This window comes from Streptomyces sp. CBMA156, assembly GCF_014596515.1.
Lineage (GTDB): Bacteria > Actinomycetota > Actinomycetes > Streptomycetales > Streptomycetaceae > Kitasatospora.
Window position 1 is genome coordinate 61,312 of the sequence record NZ_MSJQ01000214.1, and the last position, 20,617, is coordinate 81,928.

Genomic DNA, 20,617 nt, shown 5'->3' on the forward strand with positions numbered 1-20,617 from the left:
GGCCAGAGTCAGGGCCGGGCAGGCCATGTCAGGTCAGGCAGGCGAGGCAGGGCAAGAGCGGCCCAGGCCGACCAAGCTCAGCCCACTCCGGTCAGGGCCGGCCCGGCTCAGGACAGCCGCGCCGCCGCGTACGCCTCCATGGCGGCACGCTGGTACCCGGCCAGGCCCGGGGCGATGGCCTCGTACGCGGCGCTCCACTGCTCGTTCTCGGTGCAGGAACGGGCGATCGCCAGGTACTCCTCGGTCGGGACCGACCGGATGGTGCCGAGCAGCCGGTACTCCTCGTCGATCACGTCCTGCACGGGCTCGGCGTCGGCCGGGTGGCCGGCCGCCATCAGCTCCGCCAGGCGGATCATGCGGGTGGTCCGCTCGCGCTGTCCGGCCTCGATCTCGGCCGGGGTCATCGCGGCGGTCGCGCGCCGGGCCGCTTCGGCGTGCTCGGGGAAGTCGCGCAGGCTCGCGTCGACGTCGTCGGGCTGGATGCCCTCGAACAGGTTCTCGGGGCGGTTGATGGTCATGGGCGTGCCGTCCTTCCGGGAGCGTTCCAGGTCAGCGATCGTGCGGGAAACGGTGCCGGCGAGGGCGTCGAGCCGGTCGCGCTCGGCGACCAGCCGCCGGCGGTGGCCCCGCAGGGCCTCCAGCTCGTCCACCTGATCGCCCAGGATCCGGGCGATCTCGGTCAGCCCCACGCCCAGCGCCCGCAGTACGAGGATCTGTTGCAGTTGGAGCAACTGCCGCTCCTCGTAGTAGCGGTGGCCGTTGGAGCCGATCCAGGCCGGGGGCAGCAGCCCGATCTCGTCGTAGTGCCGCAGGGTCCTGGCGGTCACCCGGGACATCCGGGCCACCTCGGCGATGGGCCAGGCCATGGCTGCCTCCCTCCTCTCCACGTCCCTACGTCCCCACGGTCGCGTGGACCGGGCCGGTTCTCCGGCCCTGGTCATGACGGTAGAAGCTGCCGCTGCGGCAGCTTCAAGTCCGAAGTTCCGGCCCTCTGCTGGCCACACCCCGGCCGACTGAGCTCCTGCCGACTACGCCTCGTCGAACCAGTCCAGCGACTGCCCGTGCGGCCCGGTGAAGGCCACCGGCCGCTCGTCCAGGGCGAGCACGAACAGCCCGGAGCCGGCCGGGGCCGGACGGGGGAGGCGCCGGGCGACGGTCGGCAGAACGGAGACCGCCTCGTTGGAGATCCAGTGCCCGGGCAGTCGGCGCACGGTCGCCGCGAACTCCTCCCGCTCCTCCGGCGACAGGTATGCGAGCACTGCGCTGTGGAACACCACCGGTGTCGCCCCCGCCGGGGCCTGTGCCACCAACTCCCGGACGGTCGCGTTGAGATCGCCGCGCACCAGCAGCGGCGGTTCGGCCCGGGCGACCCGCACGGCGCCGCGCAGCCGCTCCAGCCGATGGGTCTGCTCCGGCCAGACCAGCGACTCCAGCCAGCGCATGTCCTCCTCGGCCCGCACGTCCAGCGGATCGAGGTCGATGCCGGCCCGCCACACCACCTCGGGCAGCCGCACCCGCAGGGGGCCGGGGGAGCCGGGGAACGGAACCGGCCCGCTCACCGCGCAGTCCAGCGTCACCGGGCTCGCCACGGCGCCGAACTCGGCGACCGGAGCGCCGACCTCGCTCTCACGCCCGCCCTCCTCCCGGGCCGGGAAGCGGTACCGGTACCGATACCGGTCCGGGTACAGACAGAGCCCCGCCGAGGCGCCCACCTCGATCAGCGCGAGCGGCTGCGGCAGTGCCGCCAGCAGCGGCAGCAGGGTGGCGCAGCGGCCCGCCTCGTTGGTCTGCGTCCGTCGCTCCAGCATGGTCGCCGACACTCCGGCCCAGTGCTCCGTCGTCCAGTCACGGAAGGCCGGCCAGCCCTCCGTCACCGGCCCGCCCAGGTGCCGGACGGCAGCGAACAGCAGGTTCGGCTGCCGCTTCACGGCCGGAAGGCCGTCCAGCAGGGCGCCCAACTTCCCGTCCCCGGCGACGCGTTCGGCCAGCTCCTGGTAGATCGGTGAGTTGCCGCTCGCCTCCCGCTCCGCGAACGCCCGGTAGAGCTCCCCCGTGTCGCTGCGCATCCCCCGCGTGTCCCTTCCGCGCCCTGTCGAGTGATCGAATCGCCACAGCCCATGTGCGCTGTGGGCGCTGTGCGCCCTGTGGGCTCCGTGCGCCGGACCGGGGGAGGCCGCGGCGGCTCAGCCGAGCAGGCCGCCCATGTGCCCGTCCTCCGCGAGCAGCCGCCAGGAGCAGTCGGGCGAGGCGAACGCCTCCGGGTCGACGCCCTCCACCAGCCGGTCCACCACCGCGCTCAGCAGCGACTGCGGGTCGAACACCGCCCAGATGTCCCGGGCCCGGCCGCGGTCCCAGCGCTCCCACTCGGCGCGCAGCCGCTCGTACGTCCAGAGGGCGTAGAGCAGGGCGGACAGGTCGCGGTTCAGGTAGGCCTCGGGCTGGCCGTCGTCGTACCAGTCCGGCAGCTCCAGCCGGCCGGTGGCGCCGTCCAGGGCGATCGTCAGATCGGTCGGCCAGTCCCCGAGGGCGAGGAAGTCCCGCTGGTACGGGCGCTCCTCCTCGCCGTCGAAGTACTCCGGGTACGCCTCGCCCATGGTGACCAGCGGCTCCTCGCACACCCCGAACATCGCCCCGCCCAGCGGCAGGCCGACCTCGGTCAGCAGCCGCCGGGTCGGCCCGTGCACCAGGGCGGCGGGCAGCGCCTCGGACCGGAAGCGGTGCACCCGGCCCGGGCCGCCGTCCTGGTCCGTCAGCGCCGCGAGCTCCGCCACCAGCTCCGGGGTGATCTCGTACGCGGGCCCGCCGGGCCCGCCCGGCAGCGCACCCCAGCCCAGCGCCCGCACCAGCAGCGCGGTGCCCCAGTGCGGGGGCGGCGCGGAGTCGTCGCCGAACAGCCCGGGGTCGGTCTCCCGCATCCGCTGCCCGGCTTCCGTCAGCACCCCGGCCATCACGGCCGGACCGCGCAGCCCGTCCAGCGCCTCCGGCCGTCGGGCCGCCTCGGCCACCGCGTCCACCTCGCGCACCAGGCCGGCCAGCGCGGTCAGGCCGGAGGCCAGCAGGTCACGCCGCGGACCGCCGTTGTCCAGGAAGACCTCACCGGTCACCCCGTCCAGCAGCACCAGGTCGTCGCTGGCCGCGAACGGCGTGCAGTACTCCGTCTCCCCGAGGACGAACAGCCGCTCCGGCTCCGCGGGGAACGCCGTCAGCTCCCCGTTCCCGAGCGCCCCGAAGTCGAGGAACGCCCCGGATGCGGGCAGCCCCTCCCGCACCAGGAACTCCCGACTCCCCGCGTGCACCACCCCGTCCGGCAGCTCTGCCACCCGCTCACACCCCACGTGCCCCGCCCTTTCCCCGCTCGTCCCCGTGACCCACAGACCCTAGCGGCCCGCCCCGACAGCACCGGGGCACGGCCCCGCGGGCGGCCTGGGGCGTCCGGGAAGCGGTGAGACCCGGTCCGCCCGGTACGGCCCCGCGCGCGGGGGCCTGGATGGGAGTGGTGGCCGGTATCGGCAGGTTCGGATACTCGGGCGTGCGGTAGGGCCATGGTCCGGCCCGCCCGGTCGGTCGGCCGGCCTCGGTGACCGAGGGGATCAGGGCGAAGCCGGCCGTCGCCTCTCGCGGTAGCCTCCGGCCATGAACCGTGGTAGGGGCGAGGACGCACTGGTTCCGGAGGCGCAGGAGATGCTTGCCGCTGGGCGGAGCGAGGAGGGGATCTTCGCCGAACTGGCCGCGAGGACAGGCGAGTTGGGCACTTGCGCGATGGCCGTTTGCCTGGCGCTGGGCGTGCCCCGGTCGGACGCCCAGGCCCGACTCCGCGAGGTCGAACCACTCTTCGCGGAGTTCTCGGTGGGTGAGGAGCAACTCGTCGCCACCCTTCTCACGATGGGGCACGTGTTCATCGTGGACCGAGTCCTTGACGAGCACGACGAGCGCATCCGCAACCTGCTGGGAACCGCCGCCGGTGCGCGCGGAGGCTGTCCAGGCAGCCTGCTCGGGTGGTTTCGTGCCGGGGAGCTCACAAAGATCTTCCTGTACTTCGCCAGGACCCGGTTCCGGGACGGACGGGGCTCGCCGCCCGATTTCTGGGCCGCCATGACCGCGGCCGGCGAACTACTGGTGAGCAAGGACGGCTCGGACCGGGCCGAGGTGATGGCGGGGCTGGAACATTGCCGCACACAGGCTGCTGCCATCGGTGCGGGATAGCGTCATCATCGACGGGCGACCGCCGCTGCGTAGGCGGTCCTGACAGCCCCGGCGGCCCCACGTGCCGGTCGCCCGCCCGAAGCCCTTCGCCACTGCCGCAACGCCACTCGCGCCCTACAGGCCCGGCGCCCTACGGCCCCCCGACCCCGCCGCCGGGCCCGTAGGGTGCGGGGATGAAGCGCTACCTGCTGACCGGCACCCCGGGGGCCGGGAAGACGGCGATCCTGCGGTGGCTGGAGTGCGAGGGCTTCCCGGTGGTCGAGGAGGCCGCCACGGACGTGATCGCCCTGCGGCAGGCCCAGGGCGAGCCGGAGCCGTGGGCGGACCCGTCGTTCGTGGACGCGGTGGTCGCCCTGCAGCGGCTCCGGCAGGAGGGGGCCGCGGGCCCGCCGGGGGAGGTGCGGTTCTTCGACCGTTCGCCGGTGTGCACGTACGCCCTGGCGGTGTACCTCGGCCATCCGGTGAGCCGGGCCCTCGCCCGGGAGCTCGACCGCATCCGGGCGGAAGGGGTCTACGAGCGCCGGGTGTTCTTCGTGGAGAGCCCGGGTTTCGTCACCCCGACCGAGGCACGGCGCATCTCGTACGAGGAGTCGCTGCGGTTCGAACGGATCCACCGGGAGGCCTACGCCCGGTTCGGGTACGAGTGCCTCCCGATCGCCCCCGGGCCCCTCGCGGACCGGGCGGCGGCCGTCGTACGGCACGTCGGCGGGCCCACCCGGCACGGGCGGCGCGGAGGCTGACGCAGCGGGTTTCCCCACCTCAGCCGAGCCCGCCGGCCTTCCTGGCCGCCTGCTCGACGCGGTCGTGGTGGGCCCGCCACCAGTGCGCGTCGCCCTCGGCGGTGTTGATGCCGTCGGGGCGCTGCCCGATGGTGCCGTCCACGAGTTCGCGGACCAGGTCGGCGTGGCCGACGTGGCGGTGGCTCTCGGCGATCATGTGGACGAGGACCCGGTGCAGGGTCTGCTCGGGGCGGTCGCCGAACGGCAGCCGGCCGGTGGCGTCCAGCGGCAGGGCCTCGATGGTGGCGTCCGAGTGCGCCCAGACCCGCCGGTAGCGTCCGACGATCTCCTCGGTGCTCTCGTCCGCCCGCGCCCACAGGTCGGCGTTCGGCTCGGTGTCGCCGATGAACCACAGCGGGGTCGGCTCGGGGAAGGGGCGTCCGAAGGTGTCGCCGAAGTACATCGCCTCGGCGCCCGTGAGGTGCTTGACCAGGCCCAGCAGATTGGTGCCGGTGGGGGTGAGCGGGCGGCGCAGGTCGTACTCGGAGAGGCCGTCGAGCTTCCAGAGCAACGCGTCGCGGGCGTCCTGGAGGTAGATCCGGAGGTCGGTCCTGTCATCCGTCACAGTCATGGGACCAGTCTGTGGAGCGCCGTCGGCCTGTCCACCGATTTCCTGTCCTGACCAGTCGTCAGCACCCGTGCCATGATCGGGACCTTCGGCCGGGAACGAGCCTTCGCAGGGGAGCAGGCATGAGCGGTACCGAATGGACCTGGGACGAGACGCTGTTCGCCGGGACGGCCGCTCACTACACGCGCGGCAGGGTCCCGTACGCCCCCGGACTGGCGGAGGCGCTGGCCGGGGCACTGGGGCTGGACGGTCAAGGGCGGCTGCTCGACGTGGGGTGCGGGCCGGGGACTCTGGCGCTGGAGCTGGCGCACCTGTTCGCCGAGGTCGTCGGGGTGGACCCGGACGCCGGGATGATCGCCGAGGCGCGACGGGCGGGCGCGGCGGAGCCTGGGGCCACCTGGGTGCGGGCCCGGGCCGAGGAACTGCCGCCGGACCTCGGCACGTTCACGCTGGCGACCTTCGGCCAGTCCTTCCACTGGATGGACCGCGACCTGGTGGCGGTGACCGTACGGGGCGTGCTGCGCCCCGGCGGCGCGCTGGCGCACATCTCGGACCTGAAGGGCGAGTCGCGCCCCACCGAGGGGCTGCCGCACCCGCCGGTGCCGTACGCCGGGATCGGCGAGCTGGTCCGGCACTACCTCGGGCCGGTCCGCCGCGCGGGGCGAGGGCTGCTGCCGCACGGCACACCGGGCGACGAGGCCGCCGTCCTCGCCCGGGCGGGCTTCGCCGGCCCGCAGCGGATCGTCGTCCCGGGCGGGCGGCCGCTGGTACGCACGGCCGACGACGCGGTCGCGGGCGTCTTCTCGCTCTCCTCCTCGGCCCCGCACCTCTTAGCCGAGCGCCGTCCTGCCTTCGAGGCGGACCTCCGTGAACTCCTCGCCCGGACCTCGCCCTCGGGCCTCTTCTCGGAGCGGCAGCCGAGCAGCGAGGTGTTCATCTGGCGCACCGCGCAGGAGCGTTGACGGGCCGGGGAAGGCCAGCGGGGGGACGGGGGAGGGGAGACGTTCAGCGGACGACGTCGAAGACCTGCTTCTGGAGGCCGTTCCCGTACACCTCGTGCTCGACCAGCTTCAGCTTCTGGGTGTCCTTGTCCGTCGTGCTGAACAGGCGCTTGCCGGCGCCGAGCAGCAGCGGGAAGACGAGCAGGTGGTAGCGGTCGATCAGGCCGGCGTCCGAGAGGGCGTGGTTCAGGGTGGCGCTGCCGTGCACGATGATCGGGCCGCCCTCGGTCTCCTTCAGCGCGGCGACCTCGTCGAGCGAGCGCAGGATGGTGGTCTCGCCCCAGTTCCCGACCAGGTCGTCGTCGGCGAGGGTGGTGGAGACGACGTACTTCGGCAGCGTCCGGTAGTGGGCGAACTCCGGCATGTCCGGCCACACCGGGCTGAACGCCTGGTAGCTGACCCGGCCGAGCAGCATCGCGGTGGACTCCTCCTGTTCCCGCCCCTTGATCTCGAACGCCTCGGGGAGGAACTCGATGTCCTTGAAGGTCCAGCCGGAGTTGCGGTAGCCGGGCTCGCCGCCGGGGCCCTCGACGACGCCGTCGAGGGAGACGAAGGCGGTGCTGATCAGGGTGCGCATGGGTGGTTCCTCGGTTCTCGTGCGGGTCTGGGTGTGTTGAGTCGGGGTCTGTCGGGTCTGGTGCTGTCGGGTCCGACGGGTTCTGCCCGGCCTGCCGGACGCGGAGGGTCCGGCAAGCCGGGAAGCTCAGGCGAGGGCCTCGGTCAGCCACCGCTGCCAGGCGGCCTCGGCCCCGTCCGGAGCCCGGCCGAAGAGGTGGTGGAACATCAGCACCAGGCCGGAGCCGTGGTGGAAGGTGTAGAGCCCGTCGGCGGTGCGGACCCCGAAACGCTCGTCGTCCGCCCACACCACCTCGCCGTCCAGCGGCGGCAGGCCCGTCGGTCCGCCGTGGACCCGCGCGCCCACGGCGACCGGGAGCGGCAGCGCCAAGGCGCGGGCGAGGGCGGCCCGGACCTCGGGCCCCGGCCGGCCGGCCGACGGCGCGGCGGCGAAGACGGGGACGGCGGTGCGCCCGGGGAAATGGGTGAGGTACTCGCGGAGCGTGTGGAGGTGGAAGGGCCAGCCGCGGCGCAGCGCGTCGTACTCGTCCTGCCAGTCGTCGCCGAGCAGGCCGCTGTGGACGACCCGGAGCACGGTGGCGGCGCCGTCCCGGCCCTCGATCAGGTACTCGAAGGCCATGAACCGGCCGTCCTCGCCGGTGGCCGTACGGGTGGCCAGGCGCTTTCCGGGTTCGCAGGCGGTGACGACCGCCTCCTCGCGGTGGCCCCCGGTCTCCATGGCGGCGGTGCCGCCCTCGCGCGGGTCCAGCTCGTTGCGGCCCATGAACCAGGAGTCGATCCCCGGACCGGTGGCGATCGCCTCCCAGACCTGTTCCGGGCTCGCCGGCAGGGAGGTCTTCAGCCCGATCTCGAACGGGTGGGTCATCGCGGGTTCTCCCGGTTCGGTGCGGTCCCGGTCTCCTCCGCCGCCGGGCCGACGGGCTCCGCGGGGTCGGCAGGGTTGGCGGGGTCGGCGGGCCCCGTCCCAACCCCAGCGCCGGACTGAGTACCGGGCTGAGCGCCGGGCGGGGCGGCGGGGATCTGGTGGAGCCCGACGACCACCCGGTGGCTGCGACCTCCGGGGGCGGACTCGTCGTGGTAGCGGCTGACGAGGGTGGCCACGGACTGTGCCAGCTCCTCGGCGAAGGCGGCCCGGTCGGCGGCGGAGGCGAACCGCACCTGCGCGTCGATGCCGAAGGTGGCGACCCGCTGCCGGGCCCGGGAGGCGCCGGTCAGCAGGGTCCCGACCTCCTGCACCAGCCGGGAGCCGAGTGCCAGCAGCCAGCGGGCGGAGAGCTGGTCGGGGGAGCGGGCGGGGTCCGGGCTCACGGCGGCGAGGGCGCTGGGGGAGATCACGTACGAGGCCGCGGTGGCGCGGTACACCCGTTCGGTGACGCTGCCCTTGCGGCGCTCCTCGGCGAGTTCGACGAGGCCGTGCCGCTCCAGCTCCTTCAGGTGGTAGTTGACCTTCTGCCGGGGCAGCTCCAGCCGGGCGGCCAGCATGGCGGCCGAGCCGGGCTCGGTCAGGGCGGCGAGGAGGCGTGACCGCATCGGGTCCAGCGAAGCCTCGGCCGCGGCGGGTTCTTCGATCACGGCGACTTCCAGCACCGTTCCAGCATCCAGCCGACAAAAAAATTTGTCAAGGAAAAAATACTTGTCGGGAGCCCGAGGGTGAGAATGCCGTACGGCGGTCCCGCGAGATGGTCTGCATCCATCCGATCGTCCAGCACGTCGGGCAGCCGCGCAGGGCGAGCAGCCCTACCGGCAGGAGGGTGAGGCCCAGGCGGGCCGCCCACGGAAGGCCGCCCACGGCGAACGAACGCCCCGTCACGCCCGCCGGGCTCGCGGGCGGCGCGGTTCCACGAGAGCGGCCGGGTGCACGGCGCCGGTGCCGAAGCGCAGGCCGGCCCGGTCGATGACCGGCTCCAGCGTGCGGGCGTTCTCGATGAGCCGGTCGAAGGTCAGCTGCTCGGCCCCGCGGGCCGCCGCGGCCAGTTCGCCGACCCGCACCGTCACCGCCCGCACGCGTGCCCGTTGCAGTGCGAGTGCGGAGAGCAGCTCGTACAGCACCCGTTGCAGGGCCGGGGTGTGGGCGGTCGGCTCGCCGAGGGTGCGTGAGCGGGTGGTGGTGGACCGGTCGGCGTAGGTGACCTGTAGTTCGACGCCGCGGGCGATCTGCCCGGCCGTCCGCAGCCGGGTTCCGAGGTCGGTGGCGGCGGACAGCAGGGCGCGCCGGATCTCGGCCGGGTCGAGGACGTCGCGGTCGAAGCGGTGCGTGCTGGTGATGCCGGCGGGCGGTCCTGCCGGTGCGACGGTGCGCCGGTCGGTGCCGTGGGCGCGCTCGTGCAGGAGGCGCCCGGTGGAGGCGCCGACGACGCGCTGCACGGTGGCCAGGGGAAGGTCGGCGAGGTCGCCGACCGTCTCGATCCCGTACCGGGCCAGCTGGCGTTCCAGGGCGGGACCGATGCCGGGCAGGGCGCGCAGCGGGCGGCCGCGCAGGAACCGCTCCGACTCGGCCCGGTCGGCGGGCAGGACGTGGACGGTGCCGGGCGTGGCGGCGTCGGCGGCCAGGGTGGCGAGCATGCGGTTGGGCCCGATTCCGCCCGTGCTGGCCAGTCCGTAGCGGGCGGCGAGCCGGGTTTGCAGCCGGTCCGCGAGCTGTTCCGGTGCCAGCCCGAAGTAGCGTGTGGCGCCGGCCAGGTCCAGGAGCGCGCTGTCCGGGGGGAGTGCCTGGACGACGGGGGTGGTGTCGCCGAGCACCGTGAACAGTTCGCGGTAGGTCTCGAAGCCGGCACGGTGGACGCGCAGGTGAAGAATCGTTCCCGCGCTGGTGTCGGTGGCGGTCGGCGGGCGCGTGGTCATCCGGTGCGTGGTCAGCGGGCGCGTGGTCATCCGGCGCTCCCCTGGCTGGCGTGCCACAGCCGGCCCGCGCCACGGCCGGCCCTCGGCCGGCCCCTCTCCGCACCAGCCGCACTGTCCGCACCACCCGCACTACCCGCACCGTCCGGGCCGGAGTGCGGTGCGGGATCGGTGGCGAGCAGGGCCCGGACGGCGGCGGTGCCACCGTCCTGGTGGGCGCCGGCGACCTCCTCCAGGTTCCAGGCGTGGCTGCCGATCACGGTGACGGACCTGCCACGGCGTGAGACGGTGCCGCGCGCGAGCAGCAGGAAGTGGTGGAAGAGCGGGTAGGCGGCCTGCTCGTGGGTGTCGTCGAAGTAGGTCAGGTCGACCTGCCCGCCCTTGCCGCCGTCGTCCAGCGACACGAAGACGGTGCGGCGCCCGGAGCGCATGGGCGGGGTCTGGATGGCGACCTTCGCGCCGGCCACCAGTACGGTCGCGCCGGCCGGCTGCTCCCGCAGCAGATGGGAGGGGGTGACGCCGAGTTCGTCCAGCAGCGGGTGGAGCGGTTCCATGAGGTGCCGGGAGGCGTCCAGGCCGATCACCTCCAGTTCGGCCTCCAGCTCCTGGCCGGGTGTCATCGGCGGCAGTCCGCTCGTTCCCGCGGGCGGGGCGACGGGCGGGGCGAGGGTGAGCTGGCCAGGGCCGACGGCGGAGCGGTGGTGCCGGTGGAGTTCGTCGATCTGCAGGAGCAGGTCGCGGCGTCCGCTGCCGGGGGCGAGGGTGGCGAACGCGCCGGTCCGGGCCAGCCGGTCGGCGACCGGGTGGCCGGGCCGGGCGCGGGCCCAGAAGTCGGCGAGGTCGTGGAAGGGCTGGCCCTCCTGGATGCGGGCGGCCTGGTCGGCGGTGATGCCGCGGACGTCGGCCAGCGAGACGCGCAGGCCGAGGCGGCCGTCCGCGAGCCGCTCGGTCCGGTAGCCGGTGGCCGAGTGCTGGACGTCCAGCGGCAGGATCGCCACGCCGCGCCGGCGGGCGTCGGCCAGCACGAGGCGCTTGGGGTACATGCCGGGGTCGTGTTCGAGCAGCCCGGCGTAGAACGGCGCCGGGTGGTGCGCCTTCAGCCAGGCGCTCTGCAGGGTCGGCAGGGCGAACGCGGTCGCGTGGGCGCGGGCGAAGCCGTAGGCGCCCATGTTCTCCAGCATCCGCCACACCTGGTCGACCACCGCCGGCCGGTATCCGGCTTCGGTGGCGCGTTGCCGGTACCAGGCCTGGAGATTCGGTAGGCGTTCGGGCTTCGCCAGGGCGCGCCGGGCCTCCTCGCCCATCGCCAGGTCGGTGCGGGTCATGGTGGCGAACAGGCCGGCCACCTGCTCGTTGTAGATGACCACGCCGTAGGTGGAGCGCAGCCACGGCTCCAGGTCGGGGTGGGGGTAGCTGACGGGCTTCCCGCCGTGCCGGCCGAGCAGGAAGGGCCGGATCATGTCGGCCTGCACCGGGCCGGGCCGGAACAGCGAGATCTCCGCGACCAGGTCGGCGAAGGTCTCCGGCTGGAGGCGGCCCAACAGGTCCTTCTGGCCGGGGGATTCGAGCTGGAACACGCCCAGCGACTCGCCTTCGCGCAGCAGCTCGTAGGCGGCCGGGTCGTCGAGGGGCACCTGGGTGGGGTCGTCCAGGTCGATCCGCTCGCCGGTGGTCCGTTCGATCTCGCGGATCGCGTACGCCATGGACGACTGCATGCGCACGCCCAGCACGTCGAGCTTCAGGAGGCCGAGACCGTCGCCTTCGACGTCCTCCTTGTCGAACACCGTGGCGGGAAAGCCCTCGCCGGCGGTCGGCACGACGGGGGTGCGGCGCAGCAGGGTGGCGTCGGAGAGGATGACGCCGCACGGGTGCATGGCCGTGCCGCGGGGCAGTGCGTCGAGGCCTTCGACCAGGTCCCACAGCCTGCCGTACCGGCCCGCCACGGCGGCGACCTGCCGCAGTTCCGGCAGTTCCCGCAGCGCGGTGCGGGCCGAGCGGGCGGTGATGTGCGGGAACGCCTTGGCGAGCCGGCCGACCTCGTCCGGGGGCAGGCCGAGGGCGAGCCCGGCGTCGCGGATCGCCCACCGCACCCGGTAGGTCTCGGGCATCGACAGGGTGCACACCCGCTCGGTGCCGAACCGGTCCATGATCCGGCGGTAGACCTCCAGGCGGCGGGCGGACTCCACGTCGATGTCGATGTCCGGCAGGGTGCGGCGGCGCAGGTTGACGAACCGTTCCATCAGCAGCCCGTGGTCGAGCGGGTTGGCGAAGGAGACGCCGAGCAGGTGCACCACCAGGGAGCCCGCGCCGGAACCGCGCGCCTGCACCCGGATGCCCATCTCCCGGACGTCGTCGACGATGCGGGCGACGGTGAGCGCGTACGAGGGCCAGCCGAGCGTGTTGAGCACCTGGAGTTCCGCCTCCAGGCGGGCCCGCATCGTGGCGGAGCGGTCGTAGCCGTGGCGGACCATCGCCGCCTCGCACCGCTCGCGCAGCACCTGGGCGGACCGGCCGGGGGCGACGCCGATGACGTGCTCCTCGGGGAAGTGCACCCGGCCGATCCCGAGATCGGCGTACGGGTCGAGGCGGCACTCGGAGGCGGTGCGGGCGGTCGCGGCCAGCAGGTGCGCCGCCCCACCCCGCTCCTGCCCGGCCGCGCGGACGACCTCCTCGGCGAGGCCGGCCATCCCGGCGGCGTCCTTCAGGGACCGCTCCCCGTTGCAGACCCGGCCGGGTCGGATCGGGGTGAGCAGCCGGGCCGCGTCCAGGACGTCGGCGATCGGAGCCCGGTCGCCGGTCGCGTAGCGCACGGCGTTGGTGAGGACCGCCGGCAGGTCCAGCTCGGCGGCGAGGCCCACGGTGCGGGCGGCCAGCCGCAGCGATCCCGGCCCGGTGCCGGTGCGGCGGTGGTGCACGGCCTCCAGCCGCAGGTACGGCCCGAAGACGTCACGCCACGGTGCCAGCAGCTCGGTCGCCAGGTCCGTGCGGCCGTCGGCCAGCGCCCTCACCGGCTCGGACGCCGGACCGAGGAGTACGGTCAGGCCTTCGCCGTGCCGCCGGATCGCGCTCCAAGGCACGATCGGCTGCCCGCCGCCGGCCTGTTCCCTGGCGGCCCAGCCGGCGGTGACCAGCGCGCACAGGTTCGCCCAGCCCTGCCCGTCGCGGGCCAGCAGCGTGACCCGGGGCGCCGAGTCGGCGACGAACGCCCCGCCCCGGGCGGGCGTGCGGCTTCTCCGCGCCGGCTGCGCCCGGCTCAGGAGCGGGACGGCGAGGTCCGCCCCGAACAGCGGCCGGATCCCGGCCCCGGCGCAGGCCCGGGCGAACCGCACCGCCCCGGCCACCGTGTCCCGGTCGGTCAGTGCCAGCTCCCGCAGGCCCAGCTCCACCGCCCGTTCGACCAGCCGGCCCGGCAGTGAGGCGCCGTAGCGCACCGAGTAGCCGGAGGCGACGTGCAGATGCGCGAACACCCGACATCACCTCCGGTTCCCTGCGCTCGGCCCCCTTCGTCGACACCCGGCTCCCCTTCCGATTTCTCCAGCGTAGACCGTATTCGATCGTTTGTTCGACAAGCTCGTCAAGCCGTTACCCCGGGTGGGCCGACCGTGCCGTACGGTGACAGGGCCTTGCGCCGGGCGCCAGGACGGGCCGGTGCGTCGTACCGCGGGCGGAGTGGCGGCGAGGAGGGGCGTGCCGGCTACCGGTCCCCGCCGGCGAGCGCGGCCGCCAGGACGGGCCCGATCCGGGCCAGCGCCGCGGGGCGCATCATCCGCAGATGCGTGGTGGCGATCGCGTGGGTCGTGATGCGGCCGCCGATGTGCGGGCGCCACTCCTCGGCCAGTGCGTTCGGTCCGGCCGTGCACAGCAGCAGGTCGCCGCCGAACCGGCCGGGGGTGAAGCGCTCGCGCAGCCGGCCGGTGTGCCCGAGGGTGGCGGTGATCCGGGTGATCGTCTCCTCCGGCAGGCTGGCATCGCCGATCTCCTCCGCGAGTGCCTCCTCGCGCGTGGTGCCGGCAAGGCCCTCCGCCTGCGCGCCGTCGGTCTCCGCGGCCACCGGCGCCACGTCCAGAACGGCCAGCAGCGCCACCTCCTGCCCCTCCCGTTCGAGCCGGACCGCGATCTCGTGGGCGACCAGCCCGCCGAACGACCAGCCGAGCAACCGGTACGGTCCGCTCGGCTGCACCGTGCGGATGCGGCGCAGGTAGTCCGCCGCCAATTGCTCGATGGTCTGCGGCATGGCGCAGTCGCCGCTCAGGCTCGGTGCCTGGAGTCCGTACAGCGGCGTCTCCGGATCGAGGTGGTGCAGCAGGCCGGCGTAGGACCAGCTCATCCCGCTGGACGGATGGACGCAGAACAGCGGTGGCCGGCTGCCGTGCCCCCGCAGTTCGAGCAGGACGTCCCGGGCCCCGCCCTCGGTGGTGTGACCCGCGATCAGCCGCGCGAGCGCGGCCGGTGTCGGTGCCTCGAACAGGGCGCTGACCCCCAGCTCCACCCCCAGCGCGGTCCGCACCCGGTTCACCAGGCCCGTCGCCACCAGCGAGTGCCCGCCGAGGTCGAAGAACCCGTCGTCCGGGCCGACTTCGTCGATGCCGAGCACGTCGGCGAACACCGTGCACAGCACCGCCTCCACCGGCGAGCGAGGACGGCCGGCCGACACGTCGAACACCGGTGCGGGAAGCGCCCGCCGGTCGACCTTGCCGGTGGGCGACAACGGGAACTCCGCGGAGACCATGACCACCGCCGGCACCATGTGGGCGGGGAGCTGCCGGGAGGCGAACTCCCTTGCGGCCGCGCCCAACCGCGACGGGTCCACCGGACCGGCGGGCCTGCCCGGCGTGACGTGCCCGACCAGGCACCGCCCGCCCCGGCCGTCGGCGCCGGCGACGACCACCGCGTCCGCCACACCGGGGCACCGGGCCAGCACCGACTCGACCTCGCCCAGCTCGATCCGGAACCCCCGGATCTTCACCTGGTCGTCCATCCGCCCCGAGTACTCCAGACCCCAGCGCCCCCAGCGCACGAGGTCGCCGGTCCGGTACAGGCGCTCGCCGGCACCGCCGAACGGATCCGGCACGAACCGGTCGGCCGTCAGCCCTCCGCGGCCCCAGTAGCCCCACCCCACGCCCGCGCCGCCCACGTACAACTCGCCCACCACACCGGGCGGTACCAGGTTCGACCCGTCGTCCAGGACGTAGCAGCGAACACCGGGGAGCGGCCGGCCGACCAGACCGGTCACGGCCGTCCGGTCGTGGTCGAGGGCGGCGTGGGTGACGTGCACGGTGGTCTCGGTGATGCCGTACATGTTCACCAGCTCGGGTTTGCCCGGACTGTGCCGCCCGTACCACTCCTCCAGCCTCGCCAGGTCGAGCGCCTCGCCGCCGAAGACCAGGTAGCGCAGGGCCAGCCGGCCCGAGGTGGCCGGGTCCTCGGCATCGGCCCGCGCCAGCTCGTAGAACGCCGACGGGGTCTGGTTGAGGACGGTGACCCGCTGGTCGGCGAGCAGCCGCAGGAAGTCCGGCGCGGACCTGGCGGTGTCGACCGGGACCACCACCAGCGTGCCACCGTGGAGGAGTGCGCCCCACAGCTCCCAGACCGAGAAGTCGAACGCGTAGGAGTGGAACAGCGTCCAGACGTCCTCGGGCCCGAAGTCGAACAGGTCGCGGGCGGCGGCGAACAGCGCCACGACGCCGGCGTGCGGGACGACGACGCCCTTCGGCCGTCCCGTCGACCCGGAGGTGTAGATCATGTAGGCGGCGTCGCCGGGATCCCGCACGACCGGCGGAGCGCCGTCGGGGGCCTGCGCCAGCCGGGCCGCCACGGCCGGATCGTCCAGCAGGAGCACGGGGCCGTCCCCGGGCCGCGGCACCTCGGACGTGCCGACGACCACGACCGGGTCCGCGTCCCGCACCGTCCACGCGACGCGTTCCCCGGGATATCCCGGATCCAGCGGCAGGTAGGCGGCGCCGGTCTTCAGCACGGCGAGCAGCGCCACCGGCAGGTCCGGGGACCTCGGCAGGCACACCCCGACGAACGCGCCGGGGCGGGCACCGGACCCCGCCAGCAGGCGGGCCAGCCGGTTCGCCCGGCTGTCGAGCTCCCGGTAGGACAGCGACAGTTCACCGCACACCACCGCGACGGCGTCCGGTCGTCGGCGCACCTGCTCCTCGAACAGGTCGATCAGGTTCGCGGTCACCATCGAAGACCTTCCCTTTCCCTCGGCGCCGGATCGGAAGAAGCACTGAGCCGGACCCAGGTGGCCTCCGCCCGGCCGAACTCGGTGCCGTCCGGACCGAACAGCGCGCTGGCCACCCGCGCGGTCCGTCCGACGGTCGCGAGGCGCCTGGCCACGACGACCGTGGGCTCGCCGGGCGGAGGGACCGCGTCGACGCGCGCGGACATCCTGCCGAGCACGTAGGGAGAGCCGCTCTGGTCGAGGGTCCAGCCGCCGGGGCAGTCCAGCACGGCCCACACGGTGTCCAGGTCCTGGTCACCGGGGGTCCAGACGCACGCGACGACATCCGGCAGGCCGTCCACACCCCCCGGAGTCAGACGCAACGCGGCCGGGTCGGTCCTGGCGGTTCCACACACCACGCACTCCGGGAACGGGTGCGCCGCCGCACCCGCGAAGGACCCGCCCGCCCGGTCCGCGGCGGTGGCGGTGACGAACGGCGCCCCCGCCGGCCGGTCGTGCGCCGCGGCGGACACCGTCGCGACGAGCTCGTCCCCGTGCCAGACCAGTGCCCGCCCGCGGTGCGGGCGGACGGCCAGCTCGGTGTCGAGCGGCGGGGCCGCGTGCAACTGGACCACCGCGGCCGTCCCGACCACGCCGGCCGCGGTCCTGGCGAACATCCCGCACGCGTATCCGCCGTTCGCGCTGCCGGGCGGGCCGTTGTGGGTCCGGGGGATCCGGCAGGTCCGCACCTCAGTCATCCGAGGCCATTCCGTCGGCGAACTGCGCCAGCAGCGCGTCCGGGGCGTCCAGGAACGTGTGGTGCACGCCCGGCAGCACCACCCGGTGGACCTTCTCGGAGTACTGGTCCCACCCGCCCATGCGCTCGGGGGCGACCTCGTGGTCGGCCGACCAGCCGATCGTGGTGATCGCGGTGTCCAGCAGCACCGGCCCGGCCGGCCGGTAGGCCTTGTTGGCCTCGACGTCCGCCCGCAGCACCTCGGTGACGAGGTCCAGGACGGAGTCGTCGAGCTCGCTGTCGCTCAACGCGACGAGTTCCGCGCGGAGTTGCTCGTCGGTCATCGTCAGGTAGCTGCCGTAGGGGCCCTCGTGGGGCGCGACTTGGGAGGAGCAGAACAACCGCCGTGGCGTCGGCAGCCCCTCGCGGTGCAGCACGACGGCGACCTGGAACGCGATCAGCGCGGAACTGCAGTGCCCGAACAGCCCGAAGGGGCGGTCCATGGCGGGCAGCAGCGCCTCGACCAGGTCCTCCGCGAGCTGTTCGTAGGTCCCGAAGTGCGGTTCGCGCAGCCGGTTCTCCCGGCCGGGCAGCTGCACCGGGCAGAGGCCGGTACCGCCCGCGGCGTCCGGCCACCGGCTGAACATGGAGGCGCCCGCGCCCGAGTAGGGCAGGCAGAAGATCCGCGACGGGGTCTCCCCCGGTGGCCGGGGCAGCCACCTGCGCAGGGGAACAGCAGGTCCGCTCGTCATGGCCGTACTCCTCGTGCCGTCACCGGCAGGCTGGTGTATCCCGCGATGAAGTTCGACCGCAGCCGCACGGGTTCGCCGACGACCTCGATGCCGGTGAAGCCGGTCAGCAGCTCGTGGAACAGGACCCGCAGCGCGACCCGGGCGACGGTGTGCCCGACGCAGTAGTGCGGGCCGACGCCGAAGGCGATGTGCTTGTTGGGACGCCTGCGGACGTCGAACGTGTCGGGCCGCGCGAACACCGTCTCGTCGCGGTTGGCCGAGCCCAGCCAGGCGACGACCGCGTCGCCCGCGTGGACCGTGACGTCACGGATCCGCACGTCCCGCCTGGCGTAGCGCATGAAGTGCTGCGCGGGAGAGGACCAGCGCAACGCCTCCTCCACCCCGCTGACCAGCAGGTCCGGGTGCGCCGCCCAGTCGGCCAGCGCGTCGGTTCCGGCGAGTTCGAGCAGGGCGGCGCTCGGCGGCTGGGCGGTGGTCACGTTGGCACCGAGCAGCAGGCTGTAGCAGTTGGACACGATCTCGCTCGGCGCGAGTCCCTCCCCGTCGACGCGCATGCCCAGCATCACGCCGATCAGGTCGTCGCCGGGGGCGGCGGCGTGCCGTTCCGCGACCACGTCCTGGAAGTAGGCGAACAGCTCGCGGTGCGCTCTGACGAGCGTCCTCTCCGGGCCGCCCGGGCCGGCGAAGACCGGGTCGTCCGGCGCGATGGACGCGCCCGTCAGCCTGGTCAGATCGGGCCAGTCCGACCGGGGGAGCCGCATCCACGAGCCGATGACCGCCATCGGCACGGCCGCCATCGCCGCGGCGAAGTCGAACACGCCGCCGTCCTTCATGGGGGCGAGCAACTCCCGGACCAGGGACCGGATGCGCGGCAGGTCGCGCTCCACCTCCCGGACCGACAGGGCGCGTTGCAGCGGTTCCCGCATCCTCGCGTGCCGGGGCGGGTCGGTGACCGCCATCTGCCGGCCGCCGGCCGGGTCGCCCTTGCCGAGGAGGGTGAGCAGCGACCCCTGCTCGGAGGTGAACGTGCCGTGGTCGCGCAGCACGTGCTGCACGTCGTCGTACCGGGTCACGGACCAGAACCCGCCGTCGCCGACCGGATGCCAGCTGACCGGCTCCTCCCGTCGCAGGGTGCGCCAGACGGCGTGCACGTCCGTGGTGGCGAACGTCCCCGGCTCGAACAGGTCGACCGCCGGGGCGGCGTGCATCGGGCACCGGCCCGGCTCCACGGCGAGGGTCATCGCTGCGCCCCGCTCCGGATGGCGCTCTCCAGCTCCTCGCCGAGTTCGCGAAGGGTCGGTTGCAGGTAGAGGACGCGTGCCGGGAACGCGACACCGAACTCCGCCCGCACCGAGCCGAGCAGGTCCGAGGCGTTCAGCGAATGGCCGCCGAGGTCGAAGAAGTCGTCGTCGGCGCCGATCGGCTCCACGCCGAGCACGCGGGTCCACAGCTCGGCCAGGCGGTGCTCCACGTCGGTCCTCGGCGCGACGAACTCGTTCGGCACGTTGCGCGCCGTCAGGTCCGCCTCGGGCAGCGCGCCGCGGTCGATCTTCCCGTTGCCGGTCAGGGGCAGGGTTTCCTGCACCAGGACGGTCCACGGGACCATCGGCGCGGGCAGGACCGCGCGCAGCTGTTCGCGCAGCCACTCGCCCCAGTGCGGCGCCGGATCGTCCTCCGGCACGACGTGGGCCACCAGCCGTTTCGTCCCGTCGGCGGCGGTCCGTACGACGACGGCGGTCCGGCTGACCCCGGGCAGGCGGTGCAGCGCGGCCTCGACCGCACCCGGCTCGACCCGGTGACCGAGGATCTTGACCTGGTCGTCGACCCGGCCGACGAACTCGCAGGCGCCGTCGGGCCGCAGCCGGACGAGGTCGCCGGTGCGGTACATCCTCGCCCCCGGCTCGGGCGCGAACGGGTCGGGGACGAACCGGTCGGCCGTGGCACCCGGCCGGCCGAGGTAGCCGAGGGCGAGCCCGGCTCCCGACGCGTACAGCTCACCGCAGGCGCCCGCCTCGACCGGCCGCAGACCGGCGTCCAGCACCGCGATCCGGGTGCCGTTGACGGGCGTTCCGATCGGAACCGTGTCGAGGCCGTCCCCGGCGCCGGCGTCGGTCGTCCAGGTCGTGGTGAAGGTCGTGTTCTCGGTCGGACCGTACCCGTTGGTGAACGTGATGCCCGGATGCGCGGCGAGCAGACGCGCGACCGGACCGGGCTGGATCACGTCGCCGCCCGCGACGAGGTGACGCACGCCGGCGAACGCGCCGATGTCGTGCGCGGCCACCTCGTGGAACAGGCCGGCGGTCAGCCACAGCACCGTCACACCGTGCTCGCGCAGGGTCTGCGCCACCACGTCCGGGGTCATCCGGCCGGCCGGCGCCACCACGAGGTGGCAGCCGTGGGTCAGCGGTGCCCAGATCTCGAAGGTGGCGGCGTCGAACGCCAGGGGAGCCGCCTGGAGGAACACGTCGTCCCGGCGGACGGTCATCCAGTTCATGTCCGTGACCAGCCGGAGGACCGCGCGGTGCGGGACCATCACGCCCTTCGGCTGCCCGGTCGAGCCGGACGTGTAGCCGACGTAGGCGAGGTCGTCGGCGGTGGTGCTCGCCGGAGCGCCGGAGGACGGGCCCGCGGCCGACGGCGAGAGCGTGGTGAACCCGCCGGGAACGCACTCCCGCAGCCGGTCGTCCGCCACCACGAACTCCACGCCGGCGTTCGCCAGCAGGTCGCTCCGCCGCTGTGGCGGGTCGTCGGGGTCGATCCCGACGTAGGCGGCGCCGGCCCGCAGGATCGCCAGCAGCGCCGGGACCAGCTCGGTGGAGCGCCTCATCAGGACACCGACGACGTCGCCCCGCCGGACGCCGGCCGTGGTCAGCGCGTCGGACAGCCGGTCCGCCCGGCGGACGAGCTGGTCGTAGGTCAGGGTCTCGCCGTCGAACGTGACCGCGGGGGCCGAGGGATTCCGCACGGCCTGCCGGACGACGCTTTCGTACAGCAT

At 74.1% G+C, this 20,617-nt stretch carries 17 protein-coding genes; 3 read left to right on the top strand and 14 right to left on the bottom strand.

Translation table 11 applies throughout. The annotated features are described in order from the left end of the window. Positions 1–107: 107 nt before the first annotated feature. From BU198_RS17790 to BU198_RS17800, 3 genes are all read right to left on the bottom strand, one after another. On the bottom strand, positions 108–866 hold the full coding sequence (locus tag BU198_RS17790; RefSeq protein ID WP_188297834.1) for a MerR family transcriptional regulator: 759 nt from the start codon (positions 864–866) through the stop codon (positions 108–110). Positions 867–1,028: 162 nt separating this feature from the next. Further along, entirely contained in the window at positions 1,029–2,066 is a 1,038-nt protein-coding gene (locus BU198_RS17795) for a DUF2332 domain-containing protein (protein WP_188297835.1), read from the bottom strand. Between the two features lie 117 nt (positions 2,067–2,183). Beyond that, a complete protein-coding gene (locus BU198_RS17800; protein ID WP_188297836.1) occupies positions 2,184–3,320 on the bottom strand; it encodes an SUKH-4 family immunity protein in 1,137 nt (378 codons plus the stop codon). A gap of 313 nt (positions 3,321–3,633) precedes the next feature. Here BU198_RS17800 and BU198_RS17805 point away from each other — a divergent pair, with 313 nt between their 5' ends. After that, the gene (locus BU198_RS17805; protein ID WP_188297837.1) at positions 3,634–4,203 is read left to right on the top strand and encodes a hypothetical protein; all 570 of its coding nucleotides are present in this window, start codon (positions 3,634–3,636) and stop codon (positions 4,201–4,203) included. 173 nt (positions 4,204–4,376) lie between these two features. Then, positions 4,377–4,943, top strand: a complete 567-nt coding sequence (locus BU198_RS17810; RefSeq protein ID WP_188297838.1) for an AAA family ATPase — start codon at positions 4,377–4,379, stop codon at positions 4,941–4,943. A 19-nt stretch (positions 4,944–4,962) separates the two neighbouring features. Here BU198_RS17810 and BU198_RS17815 read toward each other — a convergent pair whose 3' ends face one another. Beyond that, a complete protein-coding gene (locus tag BU198_RS17815; RefSeq protein WP_188297839.1) occupies positions 4,963–5,553 on the bottom strand; it encodes a DinB family protein in 591 nt (196 codons plus the stop codon). Positions 5,554–5,672: 119 nt separating this feature from the next. On the opposite strand from BU198_RS17815, the gene BU198_RS17820 reads away from it, so the two are divergent. Next, positions 5,673–6,512: a class I SAM-dependent methyltransferase gene (locus tag BU198_RS17820; protein WP_188297840.1), complete on the top strand. Its 840-nt coding sequence runs from the start codon at positions 5,673–5,675 to the stop codon at positions 6,510–6,512. Positions 6,513–6,555: 43 nt separating this feature from the next. On the opposite strand, the gene BU198_RS17825 is transcribed toward BU198_RS17820, so the two are convergent. From BU198_RS17825 to BU198_RS17870, 10 genes are all read right to left on the bottom strand, one after another. Continuing rightward, positions 6,556–7,128, bottom strand: coding sequence for a dihydrofolate reductase family protein (locus BU198_RS17825; protein ID WP_188297841.1), 573 nt, complete (start codon positions 7,126–7,128; stop codon positions 6,556–6,558). 126 nt (positions 7,129–7,254) lie between these two features. Continuing rightward, on the bottom strand, positions 7,255–7,992 hold the full coding sequence (locus tag BU198_RS17830; protein WP_188297842.1) for an SRPBCC family protein: 738 nt from the start codon (positions 7,990–7,992) through the stop codon (positions 7,255–7,257). Continuing rightward, complete coding sequence (locus tag BU198_RS17835) at positions 7,989–8,714, bottom strand: ArsR/SmtB family transcription factor (RefSeq protein ID WP_188297843.1); 726 nt, start codon at positions 8,712–8,714, stop codon at positions 7,989–7,991. The genes BU198_RS17830 and BU198_RS17835 overlap by 4 nt, the downstream gene beginning before the upstream one ends. A 219-nt stretch (positions 8,715–8,933) precedes the next feature. Next, positions 8,934–9,998, bottom strand: a complete 1,065-nt coding sequence (locus BU198_RS17840) for a DNA polymerase thumb domain-containing protein (protein WP_188297844.1) — start codon at positions 9,996–9,998, stop codon at positions 8,934–8,936. Then, entirely contained in the window at positions 9,995–13,432 is a 3,438-nt protein-coding gene (locus BU198_RS17845) for a DNA polymerase III subunit alpha (protein ID WP_188297845.1), read from the bottom strand. Before BU198_RS17845 ends, BU198_RS17840 begins: the two co-directional genes overlap by 4 nt. Positions 13,433–13,659: 227 nt before the next feature. Next, positions 13,660–16,158 carry an amino acid adenylation domain-containing protein gene (locus BU198_RS17850; protein ID WP_188297846.1) on the bottom strand — a complete coding sequence of 833 codons (2,499 nt, stop codon included), beginning with the start codon at positions 16,156–16,158 and terminating at the stop codon, positions 13,660–13,662. Then, positions 16,152–16,892, bottom strand: coding sequence for a hypothetical protein (locus BU198_RS17855; protein WP_188297847.1), 741 nt, complete (start codon positions 16,890–16,892; stop codon positions 16,152–16,154). The genes BU198_RS17850 and BU198_RS17855 overlap by 7 nt, the downstream gene beginning before the upstream one ends. Beyond that, positions 16,885–17,622, bottom strand: coding sequence for a thioesterase II family protein (locus BU198_RS17860; RefSeq protein WP_188297848.1), 738 nt, complete (start codon positions 17,620–17,622; stop codon positions 16,885–16,887). The genes BU198_RS17855 and BU198_RS17860 overlap by 8 nt, the downstream gene beginning before the upstream one ends. Further along, positions 17,619–18,863, bottom strand: coding sequence for a cytochrome P450 (locus BU198_RS17865; protein ID WP_188297849.1), 1,245 nt, complete (start codon positions 18,861–18,863; stop codon positions 17,619–17,621). Before BU198_RS17865 ends, BU198_RS17860 begins: the two co-directional genes overlap by 4 nt. Beyond that, positions 18,860–20,617: a non-ribosomal peptide synthetase gene (locus tag BU198_RS17870; protein ID WP_188297850.1), complete on the bottom strand. Its 1,758-nt coding sequence runs from the start codon at positions 20,615–20,617 to the stop codon at positions 18,860–18,862. The genes BU198_RS17865 and BU198_RS17870 overlap by 4 nt, the downstream gene beginning before the upstream one ends.

Bases quoted from the DNA above. Each gene is read 5' to 3' on its own strand.
- BU198_RS17840 (WP_188297844.1), bottom strand. From the start codon at position 9,998: ATGACCACGCGCCCGCTGACCACGCACCGGATGACCACGCGCCCGCCG.
- BU198_RS17825 (WP_188297841.1), bottom strand. From the start codon at position 7,128: ATGCGCACCCTGATCAGCACCGCCTTCGTCTCCCTCGACGGCGTCGTC.
- BU198_RS17810 (WP_188297838.1), top strand. From the start codon at position 4,377: ATGAAGCGCTACCTGCTGACCGGCACCCCGGGGGCCGGGAAGACGGCG.
- BU198_RS17795 (WP_188297835.1), bottom strand. From the start codon at position 2,066: ATGCGCAGCGACACGGGGGAGCTCTACCGGGCGTTCGCGGAGCGGGAG.
- BU198_RS17870 (WP_188297850.1), bottom strand. From the start codon at position 20,617: ATGCTGTACGAAAGCGTCGTCCGGCAGGCCGTGCGGAATCCCTCGGCC.
- BU198_RS17850 (WP_188297846.1), bottom strand. From the start codon at position 16,158: ATGGTGACCGCGAACCTGATCGACCTGTTCGAGGAGCAGGTGCGCCGA.
- BU198_RS17860 (WP_188297848.1), bottom strand. From the start codon at position 17,622: ATGACGAGCGGACCTGCTGTTCCCCTGCGCAGGTGGCTGCCCCGGCCA.
- BU198_RS17830 (WP_188297842.1), bottom strand. From the start codon at position 7,992: ATGACCCACCCGTTCGAGATCGGGCTGAAGACCTCCCTGCCGGCGAGC.
- BU198_RS17820 (WP_188297840.1), top strand. From the start codon at position 5,673: ATGAGCGGTACCGAATGGACCTGGGACGAGACGCTGTTCGCCGGGACG.
- BU198_RS17815 (WP_188297839.1), bottom strand. From the start codon at position 5,553: ATGACTGTGACGGATGACAGGACCGACCTCCGGATCTACCTCCAGGAC.
- BU198_RS17855 (WP_188297847.1), bottom strand. From the start codon at position 16,892: ATGACTGAGGTGCGGACCTGCCGGATCCCCCGGACCCACAACGGCCCG.
- BU198_RS17790 (WP_188297834.1), bottom strand. From the start codon at position 866: ATGGCCTGGCCCATCGCCGAGGTGGCCCGGATGTCCCGGGTGACCGCC.
- BU198_RS17805 (WP_188297837.1), top strand. From the start codon at position 3,634: ATGAACCGTGGTAGGGGCGAGGACGCACTGGTTCCGGAGGCGCAGGAG.
- BU198_RS17865 (WP_188297849.1), bottom strand. From the start codon at position 18,863: ATGACCCTCGCCGTGGAGCCGGGCCGGTGCCCGATGCACGCCGCCCCG.